The sequence below is a fragment of the Paenarthrobacter sp. RAF54_2 genome (assembly GCF_052113945.1).
Lineage (GTDB): Bacteria > Actinomycetota > Actinomycetes > Actinomycetales > Micrococcaceae > Arthrobacter.
In genome coordinates this window covers 40,654-66,881 of record NZ_JBFRDV010000005.1, presented here as the reverse complement: position 1 = coordinate 66,881, position 26,228 = coordinate 40,654, and the positions used below count along the sequence as shown (strand labels likewise).

Annotated in this window: 26 protein-coding genes; 8 read left to right on the top strand and 18 right to left on the bottom strand. The window is 61.6% G+C overall.

What is annotated here, in order from left to right:
- Positions 1 to 32: 32 nt before the first annotated feature.
- Together gdhA and AB4Y87_RS05720 are read right to left on the bottom strand one after the other, a co-directional pair.
- On the bottom strand, positions 33 to 1,370 hold the full coding sequence (gdhA, locus tag AB4Y87_RS05725; protein WP_442003458.1) for an NADP-specific glutamate dehydrogenase: 1,338 nt from the start codon (positions 1,368 to 1,370) through the stop codon (positions 33 to 35).
- Between the two features lie 218 nt (positions 1,371 to 1,588).
- Positions 1,589 to 2,143, bottom strand: a complete 555-nt coding sequence (locus tag AB4Y87_RS05720) for an ArsR/SmtB family transcription factor (RefSeq protein WP_442003457.1) — start codon at positions 2,141 to 2,143, stop codon at positions 1,589 to 1,591.
- A gap of 155 nt (positions 2,144 to 2,298) precedes the next feature.
- Between AB4Y87_RS05720 and AB4Y87_RS05715 the strand changes: the two genes are divergently transcribed.
- Complete coding sequence (locus AB4Y87_RS05715) at positions 2,299 to 2,775, top strand: hypothetical protein (RefSeq protein WP_442003456.1); 477 nt, start codon at positions 2,299 to 2,301, stop codon at positions 2,773 to 2,775.
- Positions 2,776 to 2,793: 18 nt separating this feature from the next.
- Here the strand turns inward: AB4Y87_RS05715 and AB4Y87_RS05710 are convergent, their stop codons facing one another.
- The gene (locus AB4Y87_RS05710) at positions 2,794 to 3,942 is read right to left on the bottom strand and encodes an acetoin utilization protein AcuC (RefSeq protein WP_442003455.1); all 1,149 of its coding nucleotides are present in this window, start codon (positions 3,940 to 3,942) and stop codon (positions 2,794 to 2,796) included.
- Here AB4Y87_RS05710 and AB4Y87_RS05705 point away from each other — a divergent pair.
- The 3 genes from AB4Y87_RS05705 to AB4Y87_RS05695 are packed head-to-tail and all read left to right on the top strand — an operon-like array spanning position 3,941 to position 6,235.
- Positions 3,941 to 4,078: a hypothetical protein gene (locus AB4Y87_RS05705; protein ID WP_442003454.1), complete on the top strand. Its 138-nt coding sequence runs from the start codon at positions 3,941 to 3,943 to the stop codon at positions 4,076 to 4,078. The genes AB4Y87_RS05710 and AB4Y87_RS05705 overlap by 2 nt on opposite strands.
- A gap of 44 nt (positions 4,079 to 4,122) precedes the next feature.
- A complete protein-coding gene (locus AB4Y87_RS05700) occupies positions 4,123 to 5,556 on the top strand; it encodes a TrkH family potassium uptake protein (RefSeq protein WP_442003453.1) in 1,434 nt (477 codons plus the stop codon).
- 40 nt (positions 5,557 to 5,596) lie between these two features.
- Entirely contained in the window at positions 5,597 to 6,235 is a 639-nt protein-coding gene (locus AB4Y87_RS05695) for a potassium channel family protein (protein ID WP_377652913.1), read from the top strand.
- 17 nt (positions 6,236 to 6,252) lie between these two features.
- On the opposite strand, the gene proC is transcribed toward AB4Y87_RS05695, so the two are convergent.
- From proC to AB4Y87_RS05660, 7 genes are all read right to left on the bottom strand, one after another.
- Positions 6,253 to 7,083 (bottom strand): pyrroline-5-carboxylate reductase, encoded by an 831-nt coding sequence (gene proC, locus AB4Y87_RS05690; RefSeq protein ID WP_442003452.1) that lies wholly within the window; start codon positions 7,081 to 7,083, stop codon positions 6,253 to 6,255.
- 258 nt (positions 7,084 to 7,341) lie between these two features.
- Positions 7,342 to 8,175, bottom strand: coding sequence for a sugar phosphate isomerase/epimerase family protein (locus AB4Y87_RS05685; RefSeq protein WP_442003451.1), 834 nt, complete (start codon positions 8,173 to 8,175; stop codon positions 7,342 to 7,344).
- A 1-nt stretch (position 8,176) separates the two neighbouring features.
- Positions 8,177 to 9,313 carry a Ppx/GppA phosphatase family protein gene (locus AB4Y87_RS05680; RefSeq protein ID WP_442003450.1) on the bottom strand — a complete coding sequence of 379 codons (1,137 nt, stop codon included), beginning with the start codon at positions 9,311 to 9,313 and terminating at the stop codon, positions 8,177 to 8,179.
- An 89-nt stretch (positions 9,314 to 9,402) separates the two neighbouring features.
- Positions 9,403 to 9,837, bottom strand: a complete 435-nt coding sequence (locus AB4Y87_RS05675; protein ID WP_224165298.1) for an SseB family protein — start codon at positions 9,835 to 9,837, stop codon at positions 9,403 to 9,405.
- A gap of 75 nt (positions 9,838 to 9,912) precedes the next feature.
- The gene (gene topA, locus AB4Y87_RS05670; RefSeq protein WP_442003449.1) at positions 9,913 to 12,636 is read right to left on the bottom strand and encodes a type I DNA topoisomerase; all 2,724 of its coding nucleotides are present in this window, start codon (positions 12,634 to 12,636) and stop codon (positions 9,913 to 9,915) included.
- Positions 12,637 to 12,749: 113 nt separating this feature from the next.
- Positions 12,750 to 13,460, bottom strand: coding sequence for an ArsR/SmtB family transcription factor (locus tag AB4Y87_RS05665; protein ID WP_442003448.1), 711 nt, complete (start codon positions 13,458 to 13,460; stop codon positions 12,750 to 12,752).
- Complete coding sequence (locus AB4Y87_RS05660) at positions 13,457 to 15,106, bottom strand: DUF7059 domain-containing protein (protein WP_442003447.1); 1,650 nt, start codon at positions 15,104 to 15,106, stop codon at positions 13,457 to 13,459. The genes AB4Y87_RS05665 and AB4Y87_RS05660 overlap by 4 nt, the downstream gene beginning before the upstream one ends.
- A 92-nt stretch (positions 15,107 to 15,198) precedes the next feature.
- Between AB4Y87_RS05660 and AB4Y87_RS05655 the strand changes: the two genes are divergently transcribed.
- On the top strand, positions 15,199 to 15,642 hold the full coding sequence (locus tag AB4Y87_RS05655; protein WP_442003446.1) for a hypothetical protein: 444 nt from the start codon (positions 15,199 to 15,201) through the stop codon (positions 15,640 to 15,642).
- Positions 15,643 to 15,693: 51 nt separating this feature from the next.
- Complete coding sequence (locus AB4Y87_RS05650) at positions 15,694 to 16,227, top strand: DUF6023 family protein (RefSeq protein ID WP_442003445.1); 534 nt, start codon at positions 15,694 to 15,696, stop codon at positions 16,225 to 16,227.
- A 12-nt stretch (positions 16,228 to 16,239) separates the two neighbouring features.
- Here the strand turns inward: AB4Y87_RS05650 and trhO are convergent, their stop codons facing one another.
- Positions 16,240 to 17,136, bottom strand: coding sequence for an oxygen-dependent tRNA uridine(34) hydroxylase TrhO (gene trhO, locus AB4Y87_RS05645; RefSeq protein WP_442003444.1), 897 nt, complete (start codon positions 17,134 to 17,136; stop codon positions 16,240 to 16,242).
- 171 nt (positions 17,137 to 17,307) lie between these two features.
- On the opposite strand from trhO, the gene AB4Y87_RS05640 reads away from it, so the two are divergent.
- Both AB4Y87_RS05640 and AB4Y87_RS05635 read left to right on the top strand, forming a co-directional pair.
- Positions 17,308 to 18,003, top strand: a complete 696-nt coding sequence (locus AB4Y87_RS05640; RefSeq protein ID WP_442003443.1) for a GNAT family N-acetyltransferase — start codon at positions 17,308 to 17,310, stop codon at positions 18,001 to 18,003.
- Positions 18,004 to 18,096: 93 nt separating this feature from the next.
- Positions 18,097 to 20,439: a DEAD/DEAH box helicase gene (locus AB4Y87_RS05635; protein ID WP_442003442.1), complete on the top strand. Its 2,343-nt coding sequence runs from the start codon at positions 18,097 to 18,099 to the stop codon at positions 20,437 to 20,439.
- Between the two features lie 44 nt (positions 20,440 to 20,483).
- On the opposite strand, the gene AB4Y87_RS05630 is transcribed toward AB4Y87_RS05635, so the two are convergent.
- The 7 genes from AB4Y87_RS05630 to ssd form a co-directional block, all read right to left on the bottom strand.
- Positions 20,484 to 20,888: an Rv3654c family TadE-like protein gene (locus AB4Y87_RS05630; protein ID WP_442003441.1), complete on the bottom strand. Its 405-nt coding sequence runs from the start codon at positions 20,886 to 20,888 to the stop codon at positions 20,484 to 20,486.
- Positions 20,873 to 21,397, bottom strand: coding sequence for a TadE family type IV pilus minor pilin (locus AB4Y87_RS05625; protein ID WP_442003440.1), 525 nt, complete (start codon positions 21,395 to 21,397; stop codon positions 20,873 to 20,875). Before AB4Y87_RS05625 ends, AB4Y87_RS05630 begins: the two co-directional genes overlap by 16 nt.
- 50 nt (positions 21,398 to 21,447) lie before the next feature.
- A complete protein-coding gene (locus tag AB4Y87_RS05620; RefSeq protein ID WP_442003605.1) occupies positions 21,448 to 21,867 on the bottom strand; it encodes a DUF4244 domain-containing protein in 420 nt (139 codons plus the stop codon).
- A 430-nt stretch (positions 21,868 to 22,297) separates the two neighbouring features.
- Positions 22,298 to 22,915, bottom strand: coding sequence for a type II secretion system F family protein (locus tag AB4Y87_RS05615; RefSeq protein WP_442003604.1), 618 nt, complete (start codon positions 22,913 to 22,915; stop codon positions 22,298 to 22,300).
- On the bottom strand, positions 22,915 to 23,730 hold the full coding sequence (locus AB4Y87_RS05610) for a type II secretion system F family protein (RefSeq protein WP_442003439.1): 816 nt from the start codon (positions 23,728 to 23,730) through the stop codon (positions 22,915 to 22,917). Before AB4Y87_RS05610 ends, AB4Y87_RS05615 begins: the two co-directional genes overlap by 1 nt.
- Entirely contained in the window at positions 23,727 to 25,028 is a 1,302-nt protein-coding gene (locus AB4Y87_RS05605) for a TadA family conjugal transfer-associated ATPase (RefSeq protein ID WP_442003438.1), read from the bottom strand. The genes AB4Y87_RS05610 and AB4Y87_RS05605 overlap by 4 nt, the downstream gene beginning before the upstream one ends.
- Positions 25,025 to 26,143 carry a septum site-determining protein Ssd gene (gene ssd / locus AB4Y87_RS05600; RefSeq protein ID WP_442003437.1) on the bottom strand — a complete coding sequence of 373 codons (1,119 nt, stop codon included), beginning with the start codon at positions 26,141 to 26,143 and terminating at the stop codon, positions 25,025 to 25,027. The genes AB4Y87_RS05605 and ssd overlap by 4 nt, the downstream gene beginning before the upstream one ends.
- Positions 26,144 to 26,228: the final 85 nt, after the last annotated feature.

Below are 26,228 nucleotides of genomic sequence, written 5' to 3'. Positions count from 1 at the left end.
CAGGTGCTGTCCCCCAGTTGGGTAAGGGTGCGCTAGATCAGGCCTTGAGCCAGCATCGCGTCGGCTACCTTGACGAAGCCGCCGATGTTGGCGCCCAGCACATAGTTACCGGGCGAACCATATTCTTCGGCGGTAGCTGCGCAGCGATCGTGAATGCCCACCATGATCTCGGTAAGCCGCTGTTCCGTGTGCTCGAATGACCACGAATCACGGCTGGCGTTCTGCTGCATTTCCAGCGCGGACGTAGCAACACCCCCGGCGTTGGCGGCTTTACCCGGGCCGAACAGAATGCCAGCCTCCTGAAACACTGACACCGCCGAACGCGTGGACGGCATGTTGGCTCCCTCGGCCACCGCGATCAGGCCGTTGCTGACCAACTTGGCGGCAGCATCGCCGTCGAGCTCGTTTTGGGTGGCGCAAGGCAGCGCGACCGTGCCGTTAACGTCCCACACCGAGCCGCCCGCTACGTGGCTGGATCCAGGCCGTCGAAGCGCGTATTCCGTCAGCCGGGCGCGTTCCACTTCCTTGATGTCACGCAAAAGCCCGACGTCGATTCCTCCTTCGTCCACGATGTAACCGGCCGAGTCGGAACAGGCCACCACAGTTGCACCGAGCGACTGCGCTTTGGCAATCGCATTGATGGCTACGTTTCCGGAACCGGACACCACAACACGCTGGCCGTCAAAGGAAGTGCCACGGGACTTGAGCATCTCCTGGGCAAAGATCACCGTGCCATAGCCGGTGGCTTCCGGCCGGACCAACGAACCACCCCAGGAAATCCCTTTGCCGGTGAGCACTCCGGATTCGTAGCGGTTGGTGATGCGCTTGTACTGGCCGAAGAGGAAGCCGATCTCGCGCCCGCCAACGCCTATGTCACCGGCAGGAACATCGGTGTACTCACCGATATGCCGGTAGAGCTCGGTCATGAACGACTGGCAGAACCGCATGATCTCGGCATCCGAGCGTCCGCGGGGATCGAAGTCGGAACCGCCCTTGCCACCGCCGATCGGCATGCCTGTGAGGGCATTTTTGAAGATCTGCTCAAAGCCGAGAAACTTGATGATTCCCAGGTAGACGGAGGGGTGGAACCGGAGTCCACCTTTGTAGGGGCCGAGCGCCGAGTTGAACTCCACCCGAAAACCCCTGTTTACTTGGACGCGGCCAGAGTCGTCGGTCCACGGTACGCGGAAGATGATCTGCCGTTCAGGTTCGCAGAGACGCTCCAGCACGGCGCCTTCCAGGAATTCGGGGTGCCGATCGTGAACCGGACCCAGGCTTTCGAAGACTTCGGTGACAGCCTGGTGGAACTCCTTCTCGCCCGGATTCCGCGCCAACACGGAGTTCCTGACAGCTTCGAGCCTCGAATCCATGCGTCTTCCTATCCCTCAGTGCGCCAACCGGCGGCGAGACGATTCAGTCCCGCTCATGGTTGCACCAACGGAGGTAGGATCTCCATCCGATGGGATTGTGACCCTCCACTTGGAGTTAATACAACTGTAGAAAAACCCCGCAAATCCAAGGAAAACGGACCTTAACGAAACCTCACAACGTGTTGGAGATCACGTTGGATTGCCCTCGATACAGCGCTCTAGCGCTTGCGACCGAATTTCGGGAGGTTGGGAAGGTTCGGGAGGTTGGCCAGCAGATCCGCTGCCTTAGTGGCAGCACGGCCAACAGTCCGGCCGATCTGCTGCGGGACGGTATCGTCCGATGCGAGTTCCAGCGAGACGGGCATCCCATCTGAGTGGACTTTCACGGCCTTACTAACGGCGTCTGCGCGGGTTTCGATGACGTCCGGCACAGCGGGTTCCACAAGCGAAGCAGAAGCCACCGTTTGAGGGGCTGCTTCCACGGACTGTTCGACGGCGGCAGCAGCCGAGGGTCCGACGTCGAAGGTTTCCAGCCACGTGGCTACGCCCGCCAGCGGTTTCGGGTTCAGCGCGTAGTAGCGCTTCTGCCCCTGGGCGCGCATGCTGACGAGGTCAGCCTCACGGAGCACCTTCAGATGCTTGGAGATAGTGGGCTGGCTTGCAGCCAGTTCTTCCACCAGTTCGCCTACAGCTTTATCCCCAGAGCGGAGTGAAACCAGGATGTCGCGCCTGGTTGCCTCAGCTATGACGGCAAATACGTCGTCAGTCACCATGCCTCCCACCCTAGCGACATATACGCCAAATGGCATCCCTGTTTCGCGCCGCGACGGCGCCGGATCGTTGACCCTATCAAGAGCCGATGCTAAAACGGACTCACGGTCCGTCCGGGCTCCCAGGCCCCGGCCGCCAAAAGCACGGGGTGCGGGCAATGACTGATTTCCTTCGGCGGCAAATCTTCAACATCATCGCCGGGGTGTTCCTTGCCGTATTCGTCTTCGTGTGGAGTGCGGTGCTCCTCCGGGTCGGCACCTGGGTTCCAACCGGTGGGTTGAGCGCCCCTGAGCTGAACGGAGCGTTGGTTACCGCGGCGGGAGTCCTCGCAACGTCCCTGAGTTCGCTTACGGCATCTGCACTGGGGTTCACTATCTCGGAGGTTAAGCGGGACAACACGAACGCTGGCGAATCCGGTCCCCTCGTCAGCCCGGCGGAGGTTGCCCTGCGTTTATCGGGACGGGTGATATTCGCCATCATGGTTTACATCACCATGGGCTTGCTGGTCCTGGTGCTATGGCTGTTCAAGGGCCAAGCGTCCACGGACCTCATCGGAGCCTTTGCGTTGTCGTTGCTGGGCTGGCTCGTGGGTGCTGCGGGCGTGGTCTTCCAGACGGAGAAGTCCGAGCCATAGCTCGTCAGTTAAGACCGGCTAATCGAACCAGGGATCCAGCCCGTACAAAGGGAAGATCTCCTTGCGTGTGGCAATGACCGTGCGGTCCACCTCGTCCGCTGGGTCGTATCCAACTTCCCAAGAGCGCCACCAAACATCCACGTCGTCGCCCATCGACTCCGGAGCCCACACGCCGTAAGTTTCCCTGACATAGTTACGCCACGCTTCTGGCACAGGGGTGCTCAAGGGCACCGGCCGCTGTGTCACCATCCCGATCAGATGGCTCCAGGCACGGGGCACAACACCCGTAACGTCGTAGCCGCCCCCGCCTGTGGCGATCCAGCGGTTATCGCAGTACCTGGCGGCGAGGCTCGCCACGGCGCTGGCCGCCTCACGCTGCCCGTCCACGCTGAGGTTGAGGTGCGTCAATGGATCCAGGCGGTGCGAGTCGCAGCCATGCTGGCTGACAATCACCTCGGGATTGAAGGCGGCAACCAGCTGCGGTACCACCGCATGGAAGGCGCGAAGCCACGCGGCATCTCCGGTGAACGCCGGCAACGCGACGTTGACAACCGTGCCCTGCGCATCAGGCCCACCGGTTTCATTGGCAAAACCCGTTCCCGGAAAGAGGGTAAGACCGGACTCATGCAGGGAAATCGTCATGACGCGGGGGTCATTCCAAAAGATGCTTTGCGTTCCGTCGCCGTGGTGGGCGTCGACGTCGATGCTGACGACGCGCTGCACGCCGCCATCCAGCAGCCGTTGGATGGCAATCGCGACGTCGTTGTAGACGCAAAAACCGCTCGCGCGGTCACGTGCTGCATGGTGCATTCCGCCACTGAAATTCACGGCACGGACGGCTTTGCCGGACAGAATGGATTCCGCAGCGAGCAAAGAGCCACCGGCGAGCCGGGCGCTGGCCTCATGCATACCGGCGAACGCAGGATCATCCTCCGTTCCAAGACCACGTCCTTCCTCCGGCATGCCAGGATTCTCGCTCACCCGGCGGACGGCCTCCACATAGTCCGCGCTGTGCACCGAGCAAAGTTCGACGTCGGTGGCCAGCTCCGGCGCCTCCACCGCCACATGGCTGTGGTTGAAAAGACCAAGGGATTCCGCGAGCCTCGCCGTTAACTCCAGGCGCTGCGGGGCCATAGGATGGCTGGGACCAAAGTTGTAAGCAGTCATGGCTGGATCCCACACCACCGTCGTTGGCAGTGCGGATCGCGTAATGCTGGAAGCAGTTGTTCCAAGCCTGGAGTTCATCCAGAACAGGCTACCTGAGGCCGCGCTGCACTACCGCCCGGTTACGCCGCAGGAATAGTGGTTTACTACTCAGGAAAGCATGTTCAACCGAGGAAGAACCCCATGTCTCAAAGCCAGTCGCGCTCCGTGAGCCCGGCCAACTGGCAACCCGGCCAGCAGGAACGTGAAGGTCTGTGGATTTTCACGCGTGCGCGCGACTTCATTGACAACATCGCCAACACTTCCCCGGCCCGTTTGGCCTTGGTCGCTTTCGCCTCGGTGATCCTACTCTTTACAGGCCTGTTGTCCTTGCCATTTTCCTCGGCGTCGGGCGAACCTACGCCTCTCCACCAGGCCATGTTCACGGCAGTTTCCAGTGTCTGTGTTACCGGCCTGACCGTGGTTTCCACCGCGACCCACTGGTCCTTCCTCGGCCAGCTCATTATTTTGGTGGGCATCTTTGTGGGCGGCCTTGGCACTCTGACCCTGGCTTCACTGTTGGCGCTCATGGTCAGCAAGCGGCTTGGTGTCCGCGGCAAGCTCATCGCCCAGGAAGCCATGAACAACGCCGGCAGGCTTGGTGAAGTAGGTACGCTGCTCCGCATCGTCATCGTGACCTCCGTGGTGATCGAAGGCGCGCTTGCCCTTGCGCTGATCCCCCGCTTCATGCTCCTCGGAGAGCCCTTCTGGCAGTCGGTTTGGCACGGAGTCTTCTACTCGATCTCGTCCTTCAACAATGCCGGATTTACGCCGCACTCGGACGGCATCGTCCCCTACGAGACCGACCTCTGGATCCTCGTTCCACTCATGCTGGGCGTGTTCCTTGGCAGCCTCGGCTTCCCCGTAGTGATGGTCCTCCAACAGAACGGCCTGAACTGGAAGAAGTGGAACCTCCACACCAAGATCACCATCCAGGTGTCCTTCATCCTGCTGCTCGCCGGCACAGTCCTGTGGGCGCTCATGGAATGGGACAACGTGCGGACCATCGCGCACATGGACCTGGGTGACAAGCTCATCCATTCCCTCTTTGCTTCCGTGATGACGCGCTCAGGCGGATTCAACCTGGTGGACCAAAACCACATGGAATCCACCACCATGCTCCTCACGGATGCCCTCATGTTTGCCGGCGGCGGCTCGGCGTCCACGGCCGGCGGCATCAAGGTGACCACCATCGCCGTCATGTTCCTCGCCATCGTCGCCGAGGCCCGTGGCGATGCCGATGTGAAGGTCTACGGCCGAACGATTCCCCAAGGCACCATGCGGGTGGCGATTTCCGTGATCGTTGCCGGTGCCACCCTTGTCTCGGTCGCGGCATTCCTGCTGCTCTCCATCAGCGGCGCAACACTGGACAGAGTGCTCTTTGAAACCATCTCCGCCTTTGCCACCGTGGGATTGAGCACCAACCTCAGCGCCGAGCTGCCGCCGTCGGGCGTTTACGTCCTGACCGTACTCATGTTCGCAGGCCGTGTGGGCACCGTAACCCTCGCTGCCGGCCTGGCCCTGCGCCAGCGCAGCCAGCTGTACCACTACCCGGAAGAGAGGCCAATCATTGGCTAGTACCACAGGGGCGCCCAACCGTCCCGCCCACAACGCACCAGTGCTGGTCATTGGCCTTGGCCGGTTCGGGTCGGCCACAGCCGAGCAATTGGTCAAGCAAGGCCGGGAAGTCCTGGCGATTGAACGTGACCGCACCCTGGTCCAGAAATGGGCGCCTGTGCTCACCCACGTGGTGGAGGCCGACGCCACGAACATCGATGCCCTGCGCCAGCTGGGGGCCCAAGAGTTCAGCTCCGCCGTGGTAGGCGTGGGCACGTCCATCGAGTCCTCGGTACTCATCACTGTGAACCTGGTGGACCTGGGCATCCAACACCTCTGGGTTAAAGCGATCACCCCATCCCACGGCAAGATCCTCAGCCGGATCGGCGCAAACCACGTGATCTACCCGGAAGCCGACGCCGGGGTCCGTGCTGCGCACCTGGTCTCAGGGCGCATGCTGGACTTCATCGAGTTCGACGACGACTACGCGATCGTCAAGATGTATCCGCCCAAGGAAACTGTGGGCTTCACCCTGGAAGAATCCAAGGTGCGCTCCAAATACGGCGTGACGATCGTCGGCGTGAAGACTCCCGGCGAGGACTTCACATATGCGCGGCCGGAAACCAAGGTGTCCGGCCACGACATGTTGATCGTGTCCGGACACGTTGATCTCCTGGAGCGCTTCGCAGCGCGGCCGTAGGTGCGGTTGGTTGGGGACTAGCCCAACTGCTTGGTGATCTCCGCCGCCCGGGTAGCAGCTGCACGGGCTCCTTCGGCAATGATCCTGGGGATCCCGCCGTCGTCGAATGCTGCGATAGCCCGCTCGGTGGTTCCGTTGGGACTGGTTACGGCAACGCGAAGGGCAGTGGGGTCCGCACCCGGTTCTGCCAGCATGAAACCGGCGCCCGCCACCGTTTCGCGGGCCAGCATGACGGACAGTTCGGCGTCCAACCCCAACTCAACACCGGCAGCGGCCATGGCCTCAGCCAAATAGAACGCGTAGGCCGGGCCGGATCCACTGATGGCGGACAAAGCGTCCACTTGTTCCTCGGGCACCTCCACGACTTTGCCGGCACCTGCCAGCGCTGCCTTCACCTTCTCCAGCTGTTCGGGCGTGCAGTGCGTTCCGGGCGAGACAGATACGACGCCGCGCCCCAGCTTTGCGGGTGTGTTCGGCATGGTGCGGATCACCGGCTGCCCCTCTGGAAGGGCGGCCTCAAGCTGTGCGATGGAGACCGCAGCTGCCACGCTTACAACAACGGTGTCCTTCGCGAGTGCCGGGCTGATTTCCCGCGCAAGGTCTGTAATGCCAATTGGTTTGACGCCAAGGATGACTATGCCGGAACCTTTGCTTGCAAGCTTGTTGTTGTCCGGCTCTTCCTCGCCGGCGATCGCCATAACGCCGTACCGCTGCGCAAGCTCTTCTGCACGCTCGGCACGTCGGACAGTGGCGACGACATCAGATGGGTCAGTTCCGGCGGCAAGGAGACCGGCCAGAATTGCCTCGTTCATGGATCCACAGCCAAGGAATGCGATTCGGTTGCTCATTGCACCATCATGGCAGTTTGCCCATGGAGGGGTCGAACGCTGTCCGGATTCCCAGCTTGTTCCCAAGAATATTGCAGGCAGCACCCAACCTTGGTCCGTAACTTAGTAGTTACCTCATTGAGGGTGCGAGTGATGAGGCGGGCATGGGGATGTCCGCCAACAGCACCGGTGGCCGGGGCGGGTTTTTCCCCCATTTCCCGATTCGGCCGCCGGTGCTTTCGCTTTTAGCGGTGCTTTCGCTTTTAATTGCGTTGGCTACTAATTATCGTGTGAGCGCACCAGCGGGATGCTGAGGTGCTGCCGGGCGAAACGAAGCGTCTCCGCCAACATTTCTTCGCGCTCGCCTGCCACCTTGGCCTTGCGGGTCGAAATCTCCGCCACCACAACACCGCTGAAGCCGTTGGATGCAAGGTGTTGGAGGGCATCCGCGCACTGCTGCGTCCCCGTGCCCGGCACCAGATGCTCGTCTTTTCCGGATCCTGAACCATCTGTGAGGTGAACGTGCCGGAGTTTACTGCCCAACGCCTGGATGGCTTCCAAACTATTGGCCCCCGCAGTTGCCGCGTGCGAGAAGTCCCAGGTGACGTCGTCGTAATCCTGTCCCAACGGATCCCAGTGCGGAAGGTAGGCAACAGCCTCCCGTCCGCGGACGCGCCACGGGTACATGTTCTCCACCGCGATGTGCACTTGGTACATCGCCGCGATCTCCCGAACACCCGCGGCGAAGTTCTCGGCATAGTTCGACTGCCAGCGGAATGGCGGATGGACCACCACGGTGTCGCAGCCAACTTCCCTGGCCATCTGGCACGACTTCTCGATCTTGTTCCATGCAGCTCCCCAGACTTGCTGGGTGAGCAGCAAAGTGGGCGCGTGAATAGAGACGATCTCTTGGTGGTAGCGATGGCTCAGCTGGATGAGTGCGTCAGGATTCTGGCTCACGGCGTTGTTGGTGACCATGACCTCAACGCCTTCATAGCCAAGGTCCTGGGCAACCGCGAAAGCATCATGGACGCTCAGCGGATAAACGGAGGCACTGGACAGCGCCACCGGGATGTGGCGGTTATTTGCAAAGGGCTCGACGTCGGTACTCATCTCAGGAAGCCAGCCCGCCTGCAGCAGGTGCCGGGATTGGTGCAGGGGCAGGGTTGTTCACCGGCACTGTGTTCAGCGGCACTGGGAACTCCTCAAAGCTGGGCTGGGGCTCGTCGTTGTCCGTCGTCTTGTCGCCTTCCTTGACTGCTTTTTTCTTGGACTTGTCCTTCTTGCGCTTCCCGACGTGTGGGGCGGGATCCACTGCGTCCTCGAAGACCAACTGGTCCAGGCGGCGAAGGATCAGCCCTTCACGCAGAGCCCACGGACAAATTTCCATTTTAGGGAATTCGAAGAGTTCCAACGCGGCTTCTGCAACCAGAGCCCCGGCCAGCAACTGTCGGGCGCGCGCATCTGAAACGCCGGGGAGGTACAACCGGTCCTCGACCTTCATGGCGGATATGCGCTGGGCCCACAAGCCAAGATCGGCGGCGTGGAGTTCCCGTTTTACATAAGGACCGGCTCCGCTGGGGGCAGCACCGGCGATCCGGGCAAGGGAGCGGAACGTCTTGGAGGTCCCTGCCACCAGGTTGGCGCGGCCGAGCTCGTGAAAGTTGCGGACAACAGGTTTGAGCGTAGAGCGGATGTACCGCCTCAACTCCTTGACGCTCTTCGCGCTGGGTGGATCTTCGTGGAGCCAATCCCGCGTCAGCCTGCTGGCTCCCAAGGGAACGGATGTAGCGAATTCCGGGAGTTCGTCCGTGCCATACGCCATTTCGAAGGATCCACCGCCAATGTCCAGATCCAGAATCGGGCCGGCGCCCCAGCCGTACCAACGACGAACGGCAAAGAAGGTCATCGACGCTTCTTCGCTGCCAGTGAGCTCCTGTAGCGTCACCGTGGTCTCGTGTTTGACCCGGGCCAGGACCTCGGCTCCGTTGGTTGCCTCACGGATCGCCGAGGTACAAAACGCGAGCAAATCCTCAGCCTTGTGGCGGGCTGCGAATTCCCACGCCTCCAGGACGAACTCAATCAGCTCAGTCTGTCCGGCATCGTTGATGTTGCCATCACCGTCGAGGTATTGCACCAGGGAAAGTGGCCGTTTGTGGGAGGCAAAAGCCACTGGGCGGGCGCCGGGATGGGCATCCACGAGCAGCAGGTGGACGGTGTTTGAACCGATATCGAGAACGCCAAGACGCATTCTGCCATTATTCACCGATTCGAAGCCGGGGAAGCAACTTGGCGTCCACGTTTCGCTGGCAGGCGGACGTCCCGTGCCCAGGATGCCAGCTATTCCGTTGGCTCCCCTGCTTCGTCTGCCCGTTTGAAGTCGCGGCGGATGTTGGCGATCCCTTCAGGATCGATTTCGAAGCCGTATTCGCTTCCGGGGTTGATGACCATGCCCAGTTCGTCGCCGATGTTGCCAAGGATCGCTGAACCCATGGTCCCCAGAATGTGCGGAGCGGCTTCCAGGAAACGCTCGTCCACGCGGCTCGGGTGGCTGAACACCGCCAGAACGGGCTGTCCGTCGGCGTTCGAAAGGACCAATGGCTCTACGGCAGAATCCGGTCCATCCACTGCTTCGGAACTGATGAGATAGACCTCGTTGTTCAGGAAAGCAAGGATGACGTCCACCGGGTTGGCGTCCGGCTGTTCAGCCAAGGCGAGCTTCGCTTCGAGGTCGTTCAAGGGTCCGTTGTCCGGTGAAGCCGTCTGTTCAGTCATGCTTCTACTCGACCACGATGCCGTCCGGGACGCAATTCGCTTGCTTCCCGGACGGCATCCTGTCTTGCTGCTGCTTTACTTTTTGGCTGTTGCCTTCTTGGCTGGCGCCTTGCGGGTAGTGGTCCGCTTGACGGGGCCCTTGGCCCGCTTCTCGGCAAGAAGTTCGACGGCGCGTTCCCGGGTCAGTTCCTCAAGGGAGGTTGAGCGCGGGACCGTGATGTTCGTGACGCCATCAGTGATATACGGACCGAAACGGCCCTCCTTCACGACGATGTTCTTCTCCGACACGGGGTCCGGGCCAAACTCGGCCAGTGGGGGCACGGCGGCCCGGGCACCACGCTGCTTGGGTTGGGAGTAGATCTCCAAGGCCTGTTCCAGGGTGATGGTGAAGATTTCTTCTTCGGATCCGATGGAACGGGAGTCCGTACCCTTCTTCAGGTAAGGTCCGAACCGGCCGTTCTGGACGGTGATGACATTTCCTTCAGCGTCCTCGCCAAGCACCCGTGGCAGGCTCATGAGCTGCAGGGCCTCATCCAGGGTGACGCTGTCCACGGTCATGGACTTGAACAGCGAACCTGTGCGTGGCTTGGCTTTTACAGGCTTCTTTGGAGGCTTGGGCTTGCCGTTCTTGTAATACTCAACAGGCTGGTTTGCCAGTTGTTCCTCGGTCATCTCGGGGATGATCTCGGTGACGTAGGCGCCGTAACGGCCGTTCTTGGCAACCACGGTATGGCCGGTGTGTGGATCGGTTCCCAGGACACGTTCCTCGGGAGCAGCAGTTTCCATGAGCTCGATTGCCTTGGCGGCCGTCAGCTCATCCGGGGCGAGTTCCTCCGGGACGTTGGCCCGAGCGGACTCCACCACTTCACCGGTCTTCTCATCAACGGTGGGGATGCTGCTTTCCAGGTACGGTCCGAACTTACCCACACGCAGGGTGATGCCCTCGGCTATGGGGACGGAGTTGATCTCCCGGGCGTCAATTTCGCCGAGGTTGTTCACGATGCTCAACAGCCCGGGATCAGCGTCTTCACCATAGTAGAAGTGCTTCAGCCATGCTGCGCCCACGGCTTGGCCGTTGGCGATCTTGTCCAGATCGCCTTCCATGTCAGCGGTGAACTCATAGTCGACGTAATCCGTGAAGTGCTGCTCCAGCAAGCGAATCACCGAGAAAGCGATCCAGCTGGGAACCAGGGCAGAACCTTGTTTGCGGACATAACCGCGATCCTGGATGGTGGAAATCGTGGAGGCATAGGTCGATGGACGGCCGATGCCCTTCTTTTCCAGCTCAGCAGTCAGCGACGCTTCCGTGTACCGCGGAGGCGGTGAAGTCTCGTGCCCCACGGCCACGATGTCCGAGGCCGTCAGGGAGTCATCCTTGGCCACGTTCGGGAGGCGGCGCGCTTCATCGGAGTCGTCATCTCCGCGGCTCTCATCCTTGCCCTCCTCATAGGCGGCGAGGAATCCGGGGAAGGTGATAACGGTACCCGATGCCGAGAATTCAGCGTCGCGTCCGTCGGCTGCTACGGCACCGAGGCGGATGGTGGCTGTGGAGCCCTTGGCGTCGGCCATCTGGGATGCGACCGTGCGCTTCCAGATGAGCTCGTACAACCGGAATTCGTCGCCGCTGAGCTGCTTGGCCACCTGGGCGGGAGTGCGGAACGAGTCACCTGCGGGGCGGATGGCCTCGTGGGCCTCTTGCGCATTTGCAGCTTTGTTGGCGTACACGCGGGGGCTTTGGGGCACGTACTCGGGGCCGTAGAGCTCCGCAGCCTGGCGGCGGGCTGCTGTGACAGCTTCATCGCTCAAGGCAGAGGAGTCCGTACGCATATAAGTGATGTAGCCGTTTTCGTACAGGCGCTGGGCGACCTGCATGGTGCTCTTCGAGGAGAAGCGGAGCTTTCGGCCGGCTTCCTGCTGCAGCGTGGAGGTGGTGAACGGTGCGGCAGGGCGCCGGGTGTACGGCTTGGTGTCTACCGAACGAACGCGGAAATCGGCGTTCTGCAGACCTGCGGCCAACGACGTTGCGAGTTCCTCGTTGAGGTGAACCACGTTGGAGGATGTGAGCTGGCCGTTGTCGTTAAAGTCACGACCACTGGCCACCTTGGAACCGTCCACTGCGGCAAGCTTCGCCTTGAACGAGCCCGAGTCGGCTCCGAACTGGCCCGTCAGGTCCCAGTAGGAGGCGGCCCGGAAGGCCATACGTTCGCGTTCACGGTCGACCACCATGCGGGTAACCACGGACTGCACGCGTCCCGCGGAGAGTCCCCTGGCAACCTTGCGCCACAGAACCGGTGAGATTTCATAGCCGTAGAGCCGGTCCAGGATACGCCGGGTTTCCTGGGCATCAACCAGTGCGGTGTCGACGTCGCGCAGGTTATCCATGGCACGGTGAATCGCTTCCTTGGTGATTTCACCAAAGGTCATGCGATACACGGGAACTTTGGGTTTAAGGACCTCAAGGAGGTGCCACGCGATGGCTTCGCCCTCGCGGTCCCCATCGGTTGCGAGATAGAGCGCGTCAGCGTCTTTCAGCTGGGCCTTGAGTTCGGCGACCTTCTTCTTCTTATCCGGGGATACGACGTAGTACGGCTTGAAGTCGTTTTCGATGTCGACGGCGAACTTGCCCAGCGAGGTCTTCTTCAGTTCTGCAGGGAGGTCCGATGGCTGCGGGAGATCCCGGATATGGCCGATGGAAGCCTCGACGATGAAGCCCTCGCCAAGATACTTGGCGATGGTCTTGCTCTTGGCCGGAGACTCCACGATCACGAGTTTCTTGCCGGTTTTTGCCTTGCTGGGCACGGTGCTCCTACAGAAAAAATGTGTAATTGGGCTGGTGCCCATATTGGCCTAGTTCACCATAGATTGCAGAATCCTGCGTTCTGGCGTGGAAATCCGGGGGGCTGGCCGGACCCCTAGTGCCCAGGTGCCATGCGGTCATCCGGGATCATTGACCACAGAGTAGCAACACGCTCGGCACCTTGCGGAATCCGGGTAGGGTCTTCGAGTTCGTACTCCCGCAGGACCTCCCGGATCCGTTCAGAAAGCTCCTTGCGCTGTTGGTTGGTTAAGTACAGCAAATTGCTCGCCAGCACCACCGACGCCGGTTCTTCCGCCGCTTCGCCACGCTGCCGGCGCTCCCCGCGGGCCTTGGCAAAAGCTGATGCCCTGCGCCGGAAGGCGTCCAGCTCAAGATCGACCACTGCGATCTCCGGGCTGGCTGCACTGCCGCCTGAAATTCGGAAATCAGTTCCAGCAGCCTTCCACCGGCGTTCCCTTGCATCGCCGGCATTTTCGGCCGGGGCTACGATCCCCCATTTTTGCAGTGCGCGAAGGTGGTAGCTCATGGCACTTGGGGTCAGGCCGGTACGGGCCGCGAGCTCAGTAGCCGTGTGGCTTACCTGCGTGGCGTAGAGCTCGGAGATGACTTCGAGACGGGCAGCGTGCGCCAAGGCGCGGATGGCCTTGGGATCGGTTATCTCAACCGTTTTCTCGGCCCTCTTGCGCCGGGGGGTATCGCCTGACGCCTGGGATGTCTCGTTGTTCGCAATCACTTCCTCAGTGTAATCACGGTCACTTGCCGCGGGCTTGGTGCGGAGTGGCCGCGGCGGCCGTGCACTGTTCATGCGGACGCCTCCGGCACGTCGGGAAGGAGGAAGCCATCCAGGACGAGATTCCGCACTTCGGCAAGAAGCCCTTTGCGGAAGGATCCTGAATCGAAGTCGTCTGTGCCTCCCAGAAGTGCTTCCAAGGCGCCGACAATCTGCCGTACGGATAATTCGCCATCACAAGCAGAAACAAAGCCCGCCAGCTCAGTGCTGAGCAGGTTTGTCCGACGAAGGCCAGCCCCCTGCCGGAGGAGGATCACGCCTGGATGCACAGCCCCAGGACGCTGATGGCGCTCTTCGGTGACGTCCTCGGCCACTACAAGGTGTACTTCCGGCAAACTGCTGGCTGCAAGCCAGTCGGCGCGCTCCACGGCCGCGCCGAGGTGGGGTCCGATGGGTTGCTCAATGGGGTAGGTAATTTCCTCAAACCGGCTGAAGCGTACGTCGTCTGAACTTTGTGGGCGGCGTAACCAAATCATGCCAAAGCCGATTCCTTCGACATCCCTCGATCCGAAGTCCTCGAGGTACGCGGCGTACGACTCCTGGTAGTGGCTGCGGTCCCGGTTCTCCGAGGCGTCCTGCAGCCAGGTCTCGGCGTACTGCTCCGGGTTCAACTGCTCACGTTGAATGAACCAAACATCCAAACCCGAATCTTGGAGCCATGCGGAAGGCCGGTCATGCCACTGGGTCCCTTCGCGGATCTCCCAGTTGCCAAGCATCTGGGCTGTGCCGCCGGGTTCAAGGACATCGGCCAACGTTCGCACCAACGATGCGACGATCTCGTCACCGGGTAGGCCACCGTCCCGGTACGTAAATTGGTCAGCCGAGGACTCGCCTGTGCTGCGCGGCGTAATGACAAACGGCGGATTAGAGACGACGAGGCCGAAGCGCTCCCCTGCCACGGGTTCCAGGAGCGAGCCCAGGCGCAGGCTCACGCGCGCTTCCAGGTTGTTTGGATCCAGGTCCAGTTCCGCAGCGTTGAGGACCAGATTGAAACGGGTGAAGGCGAGCGCCCTCTCGGAAATGTCGGTTGCCGTGACGTGTTCGCAGTGATGCAACAAGTGGAACGTCTGGATGCCGCAGCCTGTCCCGAGATCCAGCGCACGATGCGTGTGCTGCCTGATGGTTGTTTGCACAAGGGTTGTTGATGCCCGCCCTATCCCCAGCACATGATCGTGCCTCAGGACCCCTGCTTGTTGGTGGGCAGCGAGATCGCTGGCCACCCAAAGCTCCGCTCCCCCGCTGCCATCTTCATTGGCCTCCCAGCCGTAGGGGCGTAGATCCACCTTGGCCGTGGCAACGCCGGCCTCCAGGGTCACAAGTCCGAGCCGGGCGAGGCCTTGGGCACCGATGGTGGGGAGCGCAAAGTCAACATCGGACTGGGGCTGTGGGACAGCAAGCAACCACAGCCGCACTATGACGGACAGCGCACGGGTGGTTTCCACGCCGCTCTTGGACAAGCGTTCGCTCACCAACAACGCTGGAATGACCTGGTCCCTGTTCAGTGCGGCATAGGCGGATTCCCCCAGAAGCTCCGCCACGCCGTCGACCGTGTAGGAGATGGCGCGAAGGTCAGAGGCGAGCAACGCCAAGAGCTCCGGGTGGTCGCTGCGTGGGGCGTCGTCAGTATTGCCAACGGTAAATATTTCGGGGGTTTGAGTCACATTGCAAGTCTATGGGGGCTGCTTCATGGCAGGCGTTCGTGGTTTGGGCTATGTGGACAAAACCTTGCTGTGGGACCCGGTAGCGTGGAAGCATGCTCAACCTCTCCTCCACAAGGCGCCGCGCAGGCCTTGTTGTCATTGCTGCGGGGACGCTACTGGCGGCCACAGCCTGCCAGGGTCCGGTCAGCGTCGAACATGCCGATGTACCGGCATGGAAAGACAAGATTCTTCCCACAGCCAGCACCGTGACGTTGGAGGATTCCGGCAAGATCCTGAACCGGGACCCCTTGGTTAAGGACTCACCCAGCGTTCCCGCGGGGAATTACACACTCATGATGGCTTGTGATGGAGGAGGGAAGGTGTTCTTCGCCGTCTCATCCGGTGGAAAGCAAATTGCCGATGCGGGAGCCGCCTGCAACGGCAGCCTTGAAATGGTGAAGATCAAAGTCCCCGCCACTGCCGCTCTTAGCATCTCCACGAGCAGTGTGGATGCCCCGCTGATCTTTGCGTACCAGCTGGTACCCAGCGCTAATTAAACCCCTTCCGCAGCCCTATGGCGGGCCTCCGGGCAAGCGTAAAGTCACCATATGGGCAGCAAGGTGGCTGGCTCGGTTATGTCCAGACGGCTGGCAAGTGCCGCCGTCGGACTCTTGCTCGTGCTGTGTAGCGCGCTGACGGCGTGCGAGTACACCTATGACGACGGCGGGCGTGCCGATTCCAGCCCCACAGACACTACCGGCAGCAATGTCGTGCTTCCTCCCGACCCAGCCTTGGAGCAAACCGTTACGGGTGAGGCCCTGAAAGAGTGGGCCAAGGCGGCCTTGCCGGAATCGCAGGGGCAATCATTCTATTCCAGCAGCGGATTCCTGAACTCCGGCGAGTCCAGAACTGAACAGACCGTGCAGTTGCCCGGCGGAACGTATGCCGTGACACTGGCGTGCCGAGGCACTCGACGCGTTTCATTCGCAGTCAGCGTGGGCGAGACGGCTTTGGTTGACCTGACGTTGGGATGCGCCAATGCCCGGGTGAGCGTGGTGCAGTTGGAAAAGGACGCCATCCTGGCCATCACTGTGGGTGCCAGATCCGACGCGAATTTCGCCTACCGGGTCAGCAGGCTCTGATTGAGTTGCGCCTCAGGCGGCTTCACAGCCTCCGGGGCAGCGAAGGGTTTCAGGACTTGAGGCACATTCTGCACAGTAGAGGGTCAGTGTCCGGCAGCTCAGGTTGGAACAATTCTCGAACTTGTTGGTGGGCGCGGCGCAGCGGACGCACTCTCCAATGGTCTTTGCTTCGTCGCTGAACTCTACGTGCATGCGTTTGTCGAAAACATAGAGCGAGCCCTCCCAGAGGCCCTTGTCCTTGAAGGTTTCGCCGTAGCGAACGATCCCGCCGTCGAGCTGGTAAACCTCTTTGAAACCACGGTTGACCATCAGGCTGGAGAGCACCTCGCAGCGGATGCCGCCCGTGCAGTAAGTGACAATGGGCTTGTCCTTGAGGGCGTCATACTTGCCGGATTCCAGTTCCGTGATGAAGTCATGTGTAGTGGCGACGTCCGGAACGATGGCGTCCTTGAACTTGCCGATCTGCGCCTCGAAGGCATTGCGGCCATCGAAGAACACCACCTCTTCCCCGTCCGCTTTCTTTGCGTCCACCAGGGAATGAAGTTCTTCAGGCTGGAGATGCTTGCCTCCGCCCACCACGCCCTTTTCGTCGACCTTCAGTTCCCCGGGAGCCCCGAAGGAAACTATCTCGTCGCGGACCTTAACGCTGAGGCGGGGGAAATCGGCGGCCCCGCCCTCGGACCACTTGAAGTCGATGTCGTGGAAGCCCTTGTATTCGCGGGTGGTTTTTACGTATTGCTTCATGTTGTTGAGCTCGCCGCCAACTGTGGCGTTAATACCGTCCTTGGAGATCAGGATCCGGCCGGTAAGGCCCAATTTCTCGCAGAGGGCACGCTGCCACAGACGCACGGCGTCGGGGTCGGCGATCGGGGTAAAGCCATAGAAAAGTACGATCCGGTTTAAAGCCACTATTAAAGGGTACTGGGTGGACTAAAATCCTCTGCGCCTCGCTGACAGACCCACTGAAAACCTAGAGAGCATGGGTTCAGTTCCACGCGTCGAAGTCACAATTTCATAAGCACGGATTGTTCCTCTGACCGGACCCTGTTGCTTCCCCGGGCGCTGACATAGTCTCTCTACATGAGTCCAGACGCCTTGGTTGAAGACATCGCGCACCTCTTGGAAGTCTGGGTGGCCGGCTGGTCCGGCTGCCGGGGCTATGAGTCGCGTCAAGAGGGACGCTTCCCCGCCGCGCTGCGGGCCGATAAGACGGGTGACTGGGAGTATTTCGCCCACGATCCCTCCGATGAAGAGTTCGCCGCGCTGGCGGCTAAGACTGCCGAAGCCGAGACACGGATCCTGACCGTGCTGACCAACGACGTCCAACGTTATAAGTACTTGGCCGAGCAGCATGGGCTGAATGTCACTTCTGCCTCACAGACCATGATGATCGTGGACATGGAAACGCAGGATTCCGAGGACCCATGGCTGCCTGACGATGACCTCGAACTCGCTACCTCGGAAACCAACGGCGTCCATCATGCGGTGGTTCACTCGGGCGAGAACGTGGCCGCGAGCGGCCGGGTATACGTGGTCAACGGCACCGCGGTTTTCGACAAGATCGTCACTGAGCCTCAATTCCAGCGCCGCGGCCTTGGAAGTTTCATCATGAAGGCCCTCGCCGCCCAAGCGTTCGAGCACGACGTCCAGAACGGGCTTCTCCTGGCATCCTTGGACGGCCAAAAGCTTTACTCCCACCTTGGGTGGGATGTGGTGTGCCACGTTCTGATGATGTCCGTCAGCAGCAGTGAAGGTTCGGACCTCTCTGTAGCGTGAGGATGCTTGTTTAGCGGACCTTCGACGGCGGCCTCATCGGGTGCCGCGGTGGGCGTCGCCGTCCGCGCCGCAACAGAGTGACAGAATGATTTGGTGGCTGCACCGAATTYGCTGATCTCTTTGCTGGGCCGGAACCCGGACCCGGAGCAGTTGCGCCATGTCCACACCATCCCTGCGCGCAAGGCCGTCAACGAGCCGTGGCCCGAATGGGTGCACCCGGACATCGTCCAGGCCTACAGCTCGCTGGGCATCCACGAACCGTACCGACACCAGGTCCGAGCCGCCAACCTCGCCCAGGCAGGCCAGCATGTGGTGATCGCCACGGGCACCGCCTCAGGGAAATCGCTCGCCTACCAACTACCCGCACTGGATGCGATCCACCGCTCGGAGTTGAGGGTACTCTCCGAGCCCGGAAAGATCCACGACGACGGTGCCGTGACACTTTACTTGTCTCCCACGAAGGCACTGGCGGCAGACCAGTTAGCTGCAATCCGTTCGCTGAAGCTTCCTACCGTTCGAGCAGAAACGTACGACGGCGACACCGACGTCGCGTCGCGCCGTTGGATCCGCGACCATGCCAATTTCATCCTGGCAAACCCGGACATGCTTCACTTCGGCATTCTGCCTAACCACACGTGGTGGGCGCGGTTCTTCCGGAGGCTGCGCTATGTGATCGTGGATGAGGCTCACAGTTACCGAGGCGTCTTCGGCTCGCACGTAGCCAACCTCATGAGGCGTCTTCGCCGGATCTGCGCCTACTACGGCGCCGGCACCTCCTTTCCTGAACCCGTATTCATCGCCGCTTCTGCCACAGCCTCCGAGCCCGGTGTCTCCTTCGGACGCCTCATCGGTGCTCCGGTCCGGGAAGTTTCCGAAGACTGTTCTCCGCATGGCTCTACGACCGTGGCGTTCTGGGAGCCTGCTTTGACGGACGTCAAGGGTGAAAACGGAGCCAAACAACGCCGGACTGCCGTGGCAGAAACAGCGGACATCCTGGCGAACCTTGTTTCCTCCCGGGTTCGGACCATTGCCTTTATCAAGTCCCGGCGCGGCGCCGAGTCGATTTCGTCGATCACCAAGCGACTGCTGGATGAGGTGGATCCCAGCTTGCCCAGCCGCGTGGCCGCGTACCGTTCCGGGTACCTTCCCGAAGAGCGGCGTGCCTTGGAAAAAGCGTTGCGGTCCGGACAGCTGCTGGGGGTTTCCAGTACCTCTGCCTTGGAGCTCGGCATCGATATCTCCGGGCTTGACGCGGTTTTGGTTGCCGGTTGGCCAGGGACCAGGGCCTCGCTCTTCCAGCAGATTGGACGCGCAGGAAGGGCTGGTCAGGACGCCATAGCGGCGTTCGTGGCAAGCGACGACCCCTTGGATACATACCTTGTGAACCATCCGGAAGCTATCTTCGATGTGTCGGTCGAAGCCACAGTATTTGATCCGGGAAACCCGTACGTCCTGGGACCTCACCTGTGCGCGGCAGCAGCGGAGTTGCCAGTGGGCCCGGCTGAACTCGAACTCTTCGGGCCCACAGCGGAAGGCCTCCTCGACCGGCTGGTCTTGCAGGGATATCTCCGCAAACGCCCTGCGGGGTGGTTCTGGACCCATCCGGAGAGCGCAGCCGGCATGGTGAACCTGCGTGCTGACGGAGGTGGCCCTGTGAGCATCGTTGACGCCGAGACAGGTTCGCTTCTGGGGACGATGGACTCGCCGCAGACCCACTATCAGGCACACACCGGGGCGATCTACGTCCACCAGGGGGACAGCTACCTGGTGGAGGAACTCAACGAGGCGGACCACTGCGTCATGGTGAGGCGCGTGAACCCCGATTTTTACACCACGGCACGGGATGTAACGCAGATCGAAGTCCTGGAAACCTCGCGCTCGGTCCAATGGGGCGAGATCACTGCGCACTTTGGGGACGTAAAGGTCACAACCCAAGTTGTTTCCTTCCAGCGCAAGGCATTGATATCGAACGAGATCCTGGGCGAGGAGCCGCTTGATCTCGGGGCCAGGGATTTGTTCACCAAGGCCGTATGGTTCGTTGTGGACAACAGGTCACTGCATGGTGCCGGCTTGGTGGAAGCGCAATTCCCCGGTGCATTGCATGCTGCAGAACACGCGGCGATCGGCCTCCTTCCGCTGGTGGCGTCCAGTGACCGTTGGGACATTGGCGGTGTCTCCACTGCCCTGCATGCCGACACTGGGGTACCGACGATCTTCGTCTACGACGGTCACCCTGGCGGCGCCGGATTTGCCGAGCGCGGCTTTGAAAAGGCCAAGGTGTGGCTTACAGCAACACGGGAGGCCATCAAGGCCTGCGAATGCGAAGCCGGCTGCCCGTCCTGTGTGCAGTCGCCCAAATGCGGCAACAAGAACAACCCACTGGACAAGGCAGCCGCCATCACACTTCTGGATGTCCTCTTGAAAGACGCCATCTAGCTGCAACGGCTCCAAGCAACCCTGCGGCCCAGTCCGTTACTTGGCTAAGGAGGCGGCCCAGCGCGTGCCCTGCCTGTAGCCGTGCCGAAGAGGAACGGTTGTTCCAACTCGGTGGCGAGCTCCACGACGTCGCCCCCGACGACGTCGCAGGCAGTCAGTGTGGCACCCTGCTGTCCTGCAACGCTGGCCGCCACAGCACAGGGCTCACCCGAGGCTATTCCACGCGCTGCATCCGCCGCCGCGAGAGCTGCCAGATCTGCTGCCGACGCAGCCCGCGACGCCATGACCCCCGCTTGGGCAAGAAGCAGCAGCCCGCCAAGCAATGCCAGGACTGCGAACCCCAGTGACAGCGCCAGGACTGTGCCGGATCCTAGCTCAGGGTGTGACGCTACAGGAAGACCCTTCAGCGTTCGCCGCCATAGGCACCGCACCCTCACAAGGGAATCCATGGGTTCGCCGCAACCCGTAAGGCGGTATCCCCCGGTGGCATGTTCCACGGTGATGCCACTTGCGTTGCCCCGCCCACCAAGGCTCCCGGCATGTCACTCACGTCGCTCCAACCAGATGCCCCGGGTGTTTCACCGCGGACCGACGCCGAAGCTGTGAGAGTCCATGGGATCAGTGAACCCAACGAGCCTGCTACCGCCGCGGAGGCTGTCACAGTCACCCAATCGCCGTCGCTTGCCACCCCCGCAGTTGCCCCCTCGCCCGCCATGCGCCTGACGATGCCCTGCACTTCGCCAGTACTCTCGCCCCGAGCAAGACCGCGAGCACCCGCCCTGGCCGCCTCCTCCAAACGAAGCTGAGTTATCCCCGCTGCACCGGCCGCCAGCAAGAAGGCGAACAGCAAAATCACCGCTGGCAGGGCAACTGCGAACTCAGCTGTTACGGCACCACGTTCCTTCTGCCTTGCGGGCATTTTGATGGGGAGCGACGCCAGCGTGATGGGCAGAGGCACCGCCTCGATTGGGAGAGGTACCGGCCTGATTAGGAGAGGTACTGGCGAGGTCATGGCAAGGACAACGCGGTGCGAACCAGATTGAGCAGGAATCCTCGAACTTCCTCGCTCCGCAGGATAACCACCAGCAGACCTGCCAGGCCCACGGCCGCGAGCGTTGCTATGGCGTATTCCGCTGTTGCCATGCCGCCTTCGGAGCCCATGAGCGGGGTTCGCCTGAGGCTCGTCTGCCTGAGAGGGGTCCGCCTGAGGGTGGTTTGGCTGAAAGTGCCCTGCCGGGGAGGGGCCTGCTTGGGGCTGCTCGGCTTCGAGCTGGCCTGCCGGCGGATCCCGCTGGGTGTACGACTGCGCAAGTAGTTGCTCAACTTGCTGGTCCAAGCTGTCCCAACCCGTTGGTTGTCCAACTGCTGGATTGCGGCCGGGGCGTGAGCTTCTGCTCGGTTAAACAGCTCGATCTCCAGCTGCTCCATCCCATGCTCTTCAATCCCGAACTGCACACCCGCCCGGTGGCCACTCTTGTGTTGTGGGGCCTCATCCTGGCCGCTGCTATGCCCGACGGATGCAAGACCGGCAGTATTTGCTGCGAGCGCACGCGATGCGTTCCGTCGGTCAGACCGCCGGGCGTGGAGGGTGCTGGAGGGAGTTTCCATAGTATGTTTCCTTTCAGAAAAGTCGGCAGATCTGCCGGTTGAAATCGACTCTTCCCTGACTCCGGCCGACCCTGAAGCCCCTGGTTCATCCAAGTGGATAAACCCACGCTGGGACTGGTTGTGGAGGAAAAGAGCGGCCTCTTTGCGGGAAAAGAGCGGCCTGTGTGGAGGAAGAGAGTGGCCAGCCCGGGAGAATAGACTGGCCGGTCTGGAGGAAGAGTCGGCTGCCGTGCATGTGCTGGTGCCCTACTTATCCAGCCGGAAGCATGGCGATGAGGACGGGGACGATTCCCAGACAAATGAAGGCCGGCAAGGAACAAAGGCCCAGGGGAACCACAAGCTTCACTCCCAGGGCGGCGGCTCGCTTCTCGGCGGCACGGAATTGCTCGCGGCGCTCCCTGGCCGCTTGGGCATAAAGAATCGAAGCCGAGGGCGCACCAGTCAATGCGGCGAAAGCCAGAGCGTCCTTCAAACGCGCTACTTCGGGCTGATGCTGGGTGGGGTTTCGCCAGGCAGCGTCCCAGTCCGCCCCCATGGCCAGCGCAGCGACGACGGGACGGAGATCCTGGCTGATTTTCGGTGTGGCGCTGTGGGAAATCAGTTCCAATGCCCGCCCTATCCCGGCACCTGCATCCAGCATGGAAGCTACGAGTTCGAGCATCATGGCCGTGTCCCGAAGCCCGTCCCCGGCAGTGGCGTTATCTGGCTGAAGGCCGGGATCGCTCTTGGAGTTATGGTCGTCCTTGGAGTTATGGGCCTCGGTCAAACTTGCGTGCAGCCGGTCTCGAAACCCTGCCGGTCTGGCGAATCCGACAAAGGCTGCCAGAGCCAGTACTCCCACCAGAGCCAACAATTGAATTCCCAACATCATGTGGCCCCTACCGCGGAAGCTACGAGTCGGGAGGACCATACACGCCCTGCCACGGTCAGCAGAAGGCCAACGATCAGAGTGGCCACACCGAGGAAGTTACCCAGCAGGATTCCCAAGGGGTCCACCCCCAGGGCCATCCCCAGCACCAAGCCAAGTACCGGTAGCCAGGACAACAGCCTGACCGTGGCTTTGGGTCCAGCGAGGGCAGTTTGACGTGCCGCTTCAGAATCTTCCTCCGCTTCGAGTTGCGCTGCGAACCGGGTGAGGAGCTCTGCGAGTGGACAGCCGCTGGTTTCGGCTACATCCAGGCATGCAGCCAATTCCATCCAGATGCGGCGTTCTGTGCTTCCTCGGCCGGGATAGACCTTCGCGGAGGTGTTGCGAATTGCTTGTGCTGGTGAATTTCCAACGGCCGAGGCTGCCCGCGCTGAGGCCAGCACCCTGACCGATTCCACTGAGATTTTTGGAGCGGGTTGGTGGCCTCTGCTCCTGGACTTGGCGCCCAGGCCAGGCCTGGAGCTATGGACGAGCCATAAGTCTTCCCAAAGCTGCAATTGTCCACGTCCTCCTCGCAAGAGGGCAGCGAGCTGCTGCACCAACACCACGAGGGACAAGGGTTCTATCTTTGCCCGCCACACCCGGCCCCACGGCCCTTTGTCCGCTCCTGATGTTGCATGCTCTTTCCCAACACCGATCCCACTCAGGGATGAGGGCTTGGCGAGTCTTGCCCGCATTCGCCGGCTGCCGGCCTGGGGCGGCTTGAGCTGGAGCCATACCGCCAGCGCCAGGGCTAGAACCAGGGTGGGGATCACGAGTCCAAGCCCATCACTGTGAGTACATCCGAGCCGACGGATAAGCCCTGCAAAGATCCGCCCGCCTCGGCGGATGATCCGGGAGAAAGCCGTAAATTCAGCTCAGCCCAAGCAGGTCCATGCACCAGGCCTTCGGGGCTCCATCGCAATGCGGTCACCACTCGTTGGCCATCCAAGGAGTCAGTCAGCACACCGATTGAGCCTACTTTCCGCCCCAGAGACGTCCGTTCCACATGAATCACAACGTCCAATGCACTTGAGACCTGCAACCGTACGGCCTCGGCGTTCAACCCTGCGAGCGCGCCGAGGGCTGTCAGCCGTGCCGGAACTGCTTCCGCCGTGTTGGCGTGGATTGTTCCTCCACCGCCTGTATGACCGGTATTGAGCGCGGTGAGCAACTCGCGGACCTCGGCACCCCGGCACTCCCCCACAATGAGCCGGTCCGGACGCATGCGCAGGGCTTGACGGACCAACTCGCCAAGGTCCAGCGCTCCACCTCCCTCAAGGTTTCCGTGGCGGGATTCAAGCGTGACCACATGAGGGTGGATCGGGTTGAGTTCAGCGGCATCTTCGATCAATACCAAGCGTTCGGACGGGTGGCACAGCCCGAGCATGGTGGACAGGAGCGTTGTTTTCCCTGATCCGGTGGCACCACTGACAAGGAAGCTCAGGCGCCGCTCCACAATCGCGCGGAGAAGAGTCTCGATGTGCTGATCGAACATGCCAGCTTCGCGCAATTCAGCCATTGTGAAGGTTTCTTCGCGTCGAATTCGAATCGATAACAGAGTCCCCGCAGTTGATATCGGCGCCAGAACTGCGTGCACGCGATAGCCGCCTTTGAGCCTGACGTCCACGCAGGGAGAGCCGTCGTCCAACCGGCGACCACCTGCCGAAACCAGCCTTGCGGCCAGCGCCCTGACCTGCTGTTCAGAATCGAAATGCACCGGGGACCGTTCCAGGCCCCGTCCCCGGTCGAGCCAGACTGATTCGGGGCCATTGACAAAGATATCTGTGACCGATGGATCGTGCGCAAGCTGTTGAAGGGGCCCTAGACCATTCAATTCCGCATTGATGGATTCCGCGGCTTCCAGTGCTCCCGACGTACCCAACAGTTTGCCGCTGGCCTGCACGGCGGCGGCCACAGTCGAGGGTGTTACCGGCCCATTCCCGGCGAGGACGGACTCCCGGACCGTTTCGAGAAGCACGGAGTCCAACCGACGGCTCTGGCTGCGGCGCCCTCCCGTGAATGGTGTCCGTGTCCGTGACCATCCCGGGATACTTTTCTCCGACCGGCTCATTCACCAGCGCCGTTCAAGTCCAGCACGCCCCGGGCGAAGCGATTCACGGACTTGCGACGGCCCAGCTCAAGGAGCCGGCCGAGCTCGGTCCCTGCGGCCGCTCCTCGAATCTCCGGAAGAATCCCCAAGAGTGGCAGTCCCAACGACTCGGCAATGAGTTGAGCATCAACCGCCGAAGGGCCACCGCCCCGGACCACCAACCCCGTGTCCAACGGTGGCAGCTCGTTGAGGATACGTGCCGCGGCAACAGCCGGTTTCAGGTGGGCTGTGGTCATCAACAGCATCTTCTCGCAGTCCCACGCAAAGGTTCGAAGGCATTCCTCACTGCGCCCAATGTCCACCACGACGAGTTCGAAACTTCGCCGCGCGGCATCCAGGACAGCGGCCACAGAACCGGCATCCGGCATGGTGAACGCTTCACGTGTACCCGGCCAAGACAGGAACGCGAAGCCACCGGCCACCGGCAGGGAGTCCCTGAATTGGACGGGATCGATGCTCCCCCGCGTTTCGGCGAAGTCCGGCCAGCGCAAGCCGGCCAGCTCTTGAACGGTGATTGCCAGTTCCAGGCCCCCACCCCAGGGATCCCCGTCCACCAGCATGGTGCTGATGCCGTGGCCCGCCGCTGCCTGGGCAAGCCAAATTGCTGTGGTGGAAGCTCCAGCCCCACCGCAGCCTCCAACAATCCCGATAACGAACCCGCCAGGTTCCGGCGAACCGGACACACTCAAGTACTCGGCCAACCAGTTTGCGGCCTCGGGAAGGACGGCTACGCGCTCTGCGCCCAAGGCAGCAGCAAGCCGCCACAAGCCGTCCCCCTCAACAGACCTGCCCAGTAAGACAGTGGGCGCCTGCCTTCGTGGCGGCAGCTCACGGATGTCGCTTCCCACCAGGACGACGTCGGCACCGTCCCAGCCGTGGATTGCCTCTCCGACGTCGGCGGCCAACTGGAGGCTGCCACCTGCCGCAGCAACAATCCTTCGCGCCTCCTCCTGAAGGTAGGCGTCGCCGGTGACGAGGAGGATATCGGCAGCTTCACGCGGCATCCACGAGTTGTCCGTGGTCTGCCCCAAAGGTTCGCTGCTGGACCGTCTGTGCCGAAGCTGTCGCTTGCTCATGAAGCCACTTTCCCGGCGTCGAAGCCTTGGACGTAAGCTCTCAAACGCCCCATGTGGAGAACCCAGCCCAACCAAGGAGTGTGGA

Bases quoted from the DNA above. Each gene is read 5' to 3' on its own strand.
- gdhA (WP_442003458.1), bottom strand. From the start codon at position 1,370: ATGGATTCGAGGCTCGAAGCTGTCAGGAACTCCGTGTTGGCGCGGAAT.
- AB4Y87_RS05720 (WP_442003457.1), bottom strand. From the start codon at position 2,143: ATGGTGACTGACGACGTATTTGCCGTCATAGCTGAGGCAACCAGGCGC.
- AB4Y87_RS05715 (WP_442003456.1), top strand. From the start codon at position 2,299: ATGACTGATTTCCTTCGGCGGCAAATCTTCAACATCATCGCCGGGGTG.
- AB4Y87_RS05705 (WP_442003454.1), top strand. From the start codon at position 3,941: ATGGCTGGATCCCACACCACCGTCGTTGGCAGTGCGGATCGCGTAATG.
- AB4Y87_RS05710 (WP_442003455.1), bottom strand. From the start codon at position 3,942: ATGACTGCTTACAACTTTGGTCCCAGCCATCCTATGGCCCCGCAGCGC.
- AB4Y87_RS05700 (WP_442003453.1), top strand. From the start codon at position 4,123: ATGTCTCAAAGCCAGTCGCGCTCCGTGAGCCCGGCCAACTGGCAACCC.
- proC (WP_442003452.1), bottom strand. From the start codon at position 7,083: ATGAGCAACCGAATCGCATTCCTTGGCTGTGGATCCATGAACGAGGCA.
- AB4Y87_RS05685 (WP_442003451.1), bottom strand. From the start codon at position 8,175: ATGAGTACCGACGTCGAGCCCTTTGCAAATAACCGCCACATCCCGGTG.
- AB4Y87_RS05680 (WP_442003450.1), bottom strand. From the start codon at position 9,313: ATGCGTCTTGGCGTTCTCGATATCGGTTCAAACACCGTCCACCTGCTG.
- AB4Y87_RS05675 (WP_224165298.1), bottom strand. From the start codon at position 9,837: ATGACTGAACAGACGGCTTCACCGGACAACGGACCCTTGAACGACCTC.
- AB4Y87_RS05665 (WP_442003448.1), bottom strand. From the start codon at position 13,460: ATGAACAGTGCACGGCCGCCGCGGCCACTCCGCACCAAGCCCGCGGCA.
- AB4Y87_RS05655 (WP_442003446.1), top strand. From the start codon at position 15,199: ATGCTCAACCTCTCCTCCACAAGGCGCCGCGCAGGCCTTGTTGTCATT.
- AB4Y87_RS05650 (WP_442003445.1), top strand. From the start codon at position 15,694: ATGGGCAGCAAGGTGGCTGGCTCGGTTATGTCCAGACGGCTGGCAAGT.
- AB4Y87_RS05640 (WP_442003443.1), top strand. From the start codon at position 17,308: ATGAGTCCAGACGCCTTGGTTGAAGACATCGCGCACCTCTTGGAAGTC.
- AB4Y87_RS05630 (WP_442003441.1), bottom strand. From the start codon at position 20,888: ATGGATTCCCTTGTGAGGGTGCGGTGCCTATGGCGGCGAACGCTGAAG.
- AB4Y87_RS05620 (WP_442003605.1), bottom strand. From the start codon at position 21,867: ATGGAGCAGCTGGAGATCGAGCTGTTTAACCGAGCAGAAGCTCACGCC.
- AB4Y87_RS05615 (WP_442003604.1), bottom strand. From the start codon at position 22,915: ATGTTGGGAATTCAATTGTTGGCTCTGGTGGGAGTACTGGCTCTGGCA.
- AB4Y87_RS05605 (WP_442003438.1), bottom strand. From the start codon at position 25,028: ATGAGCCGGTCGGAGAAAAGTATCCCGGGATGGTCACGGACACGGACA.
- ssd (WP_442003437.1), bottom strand. From the start codon at position 26,143: ATGAGCAAGCGACAGCTTCGGCACAGACGGTCCAGCAGCGAACCTTTG.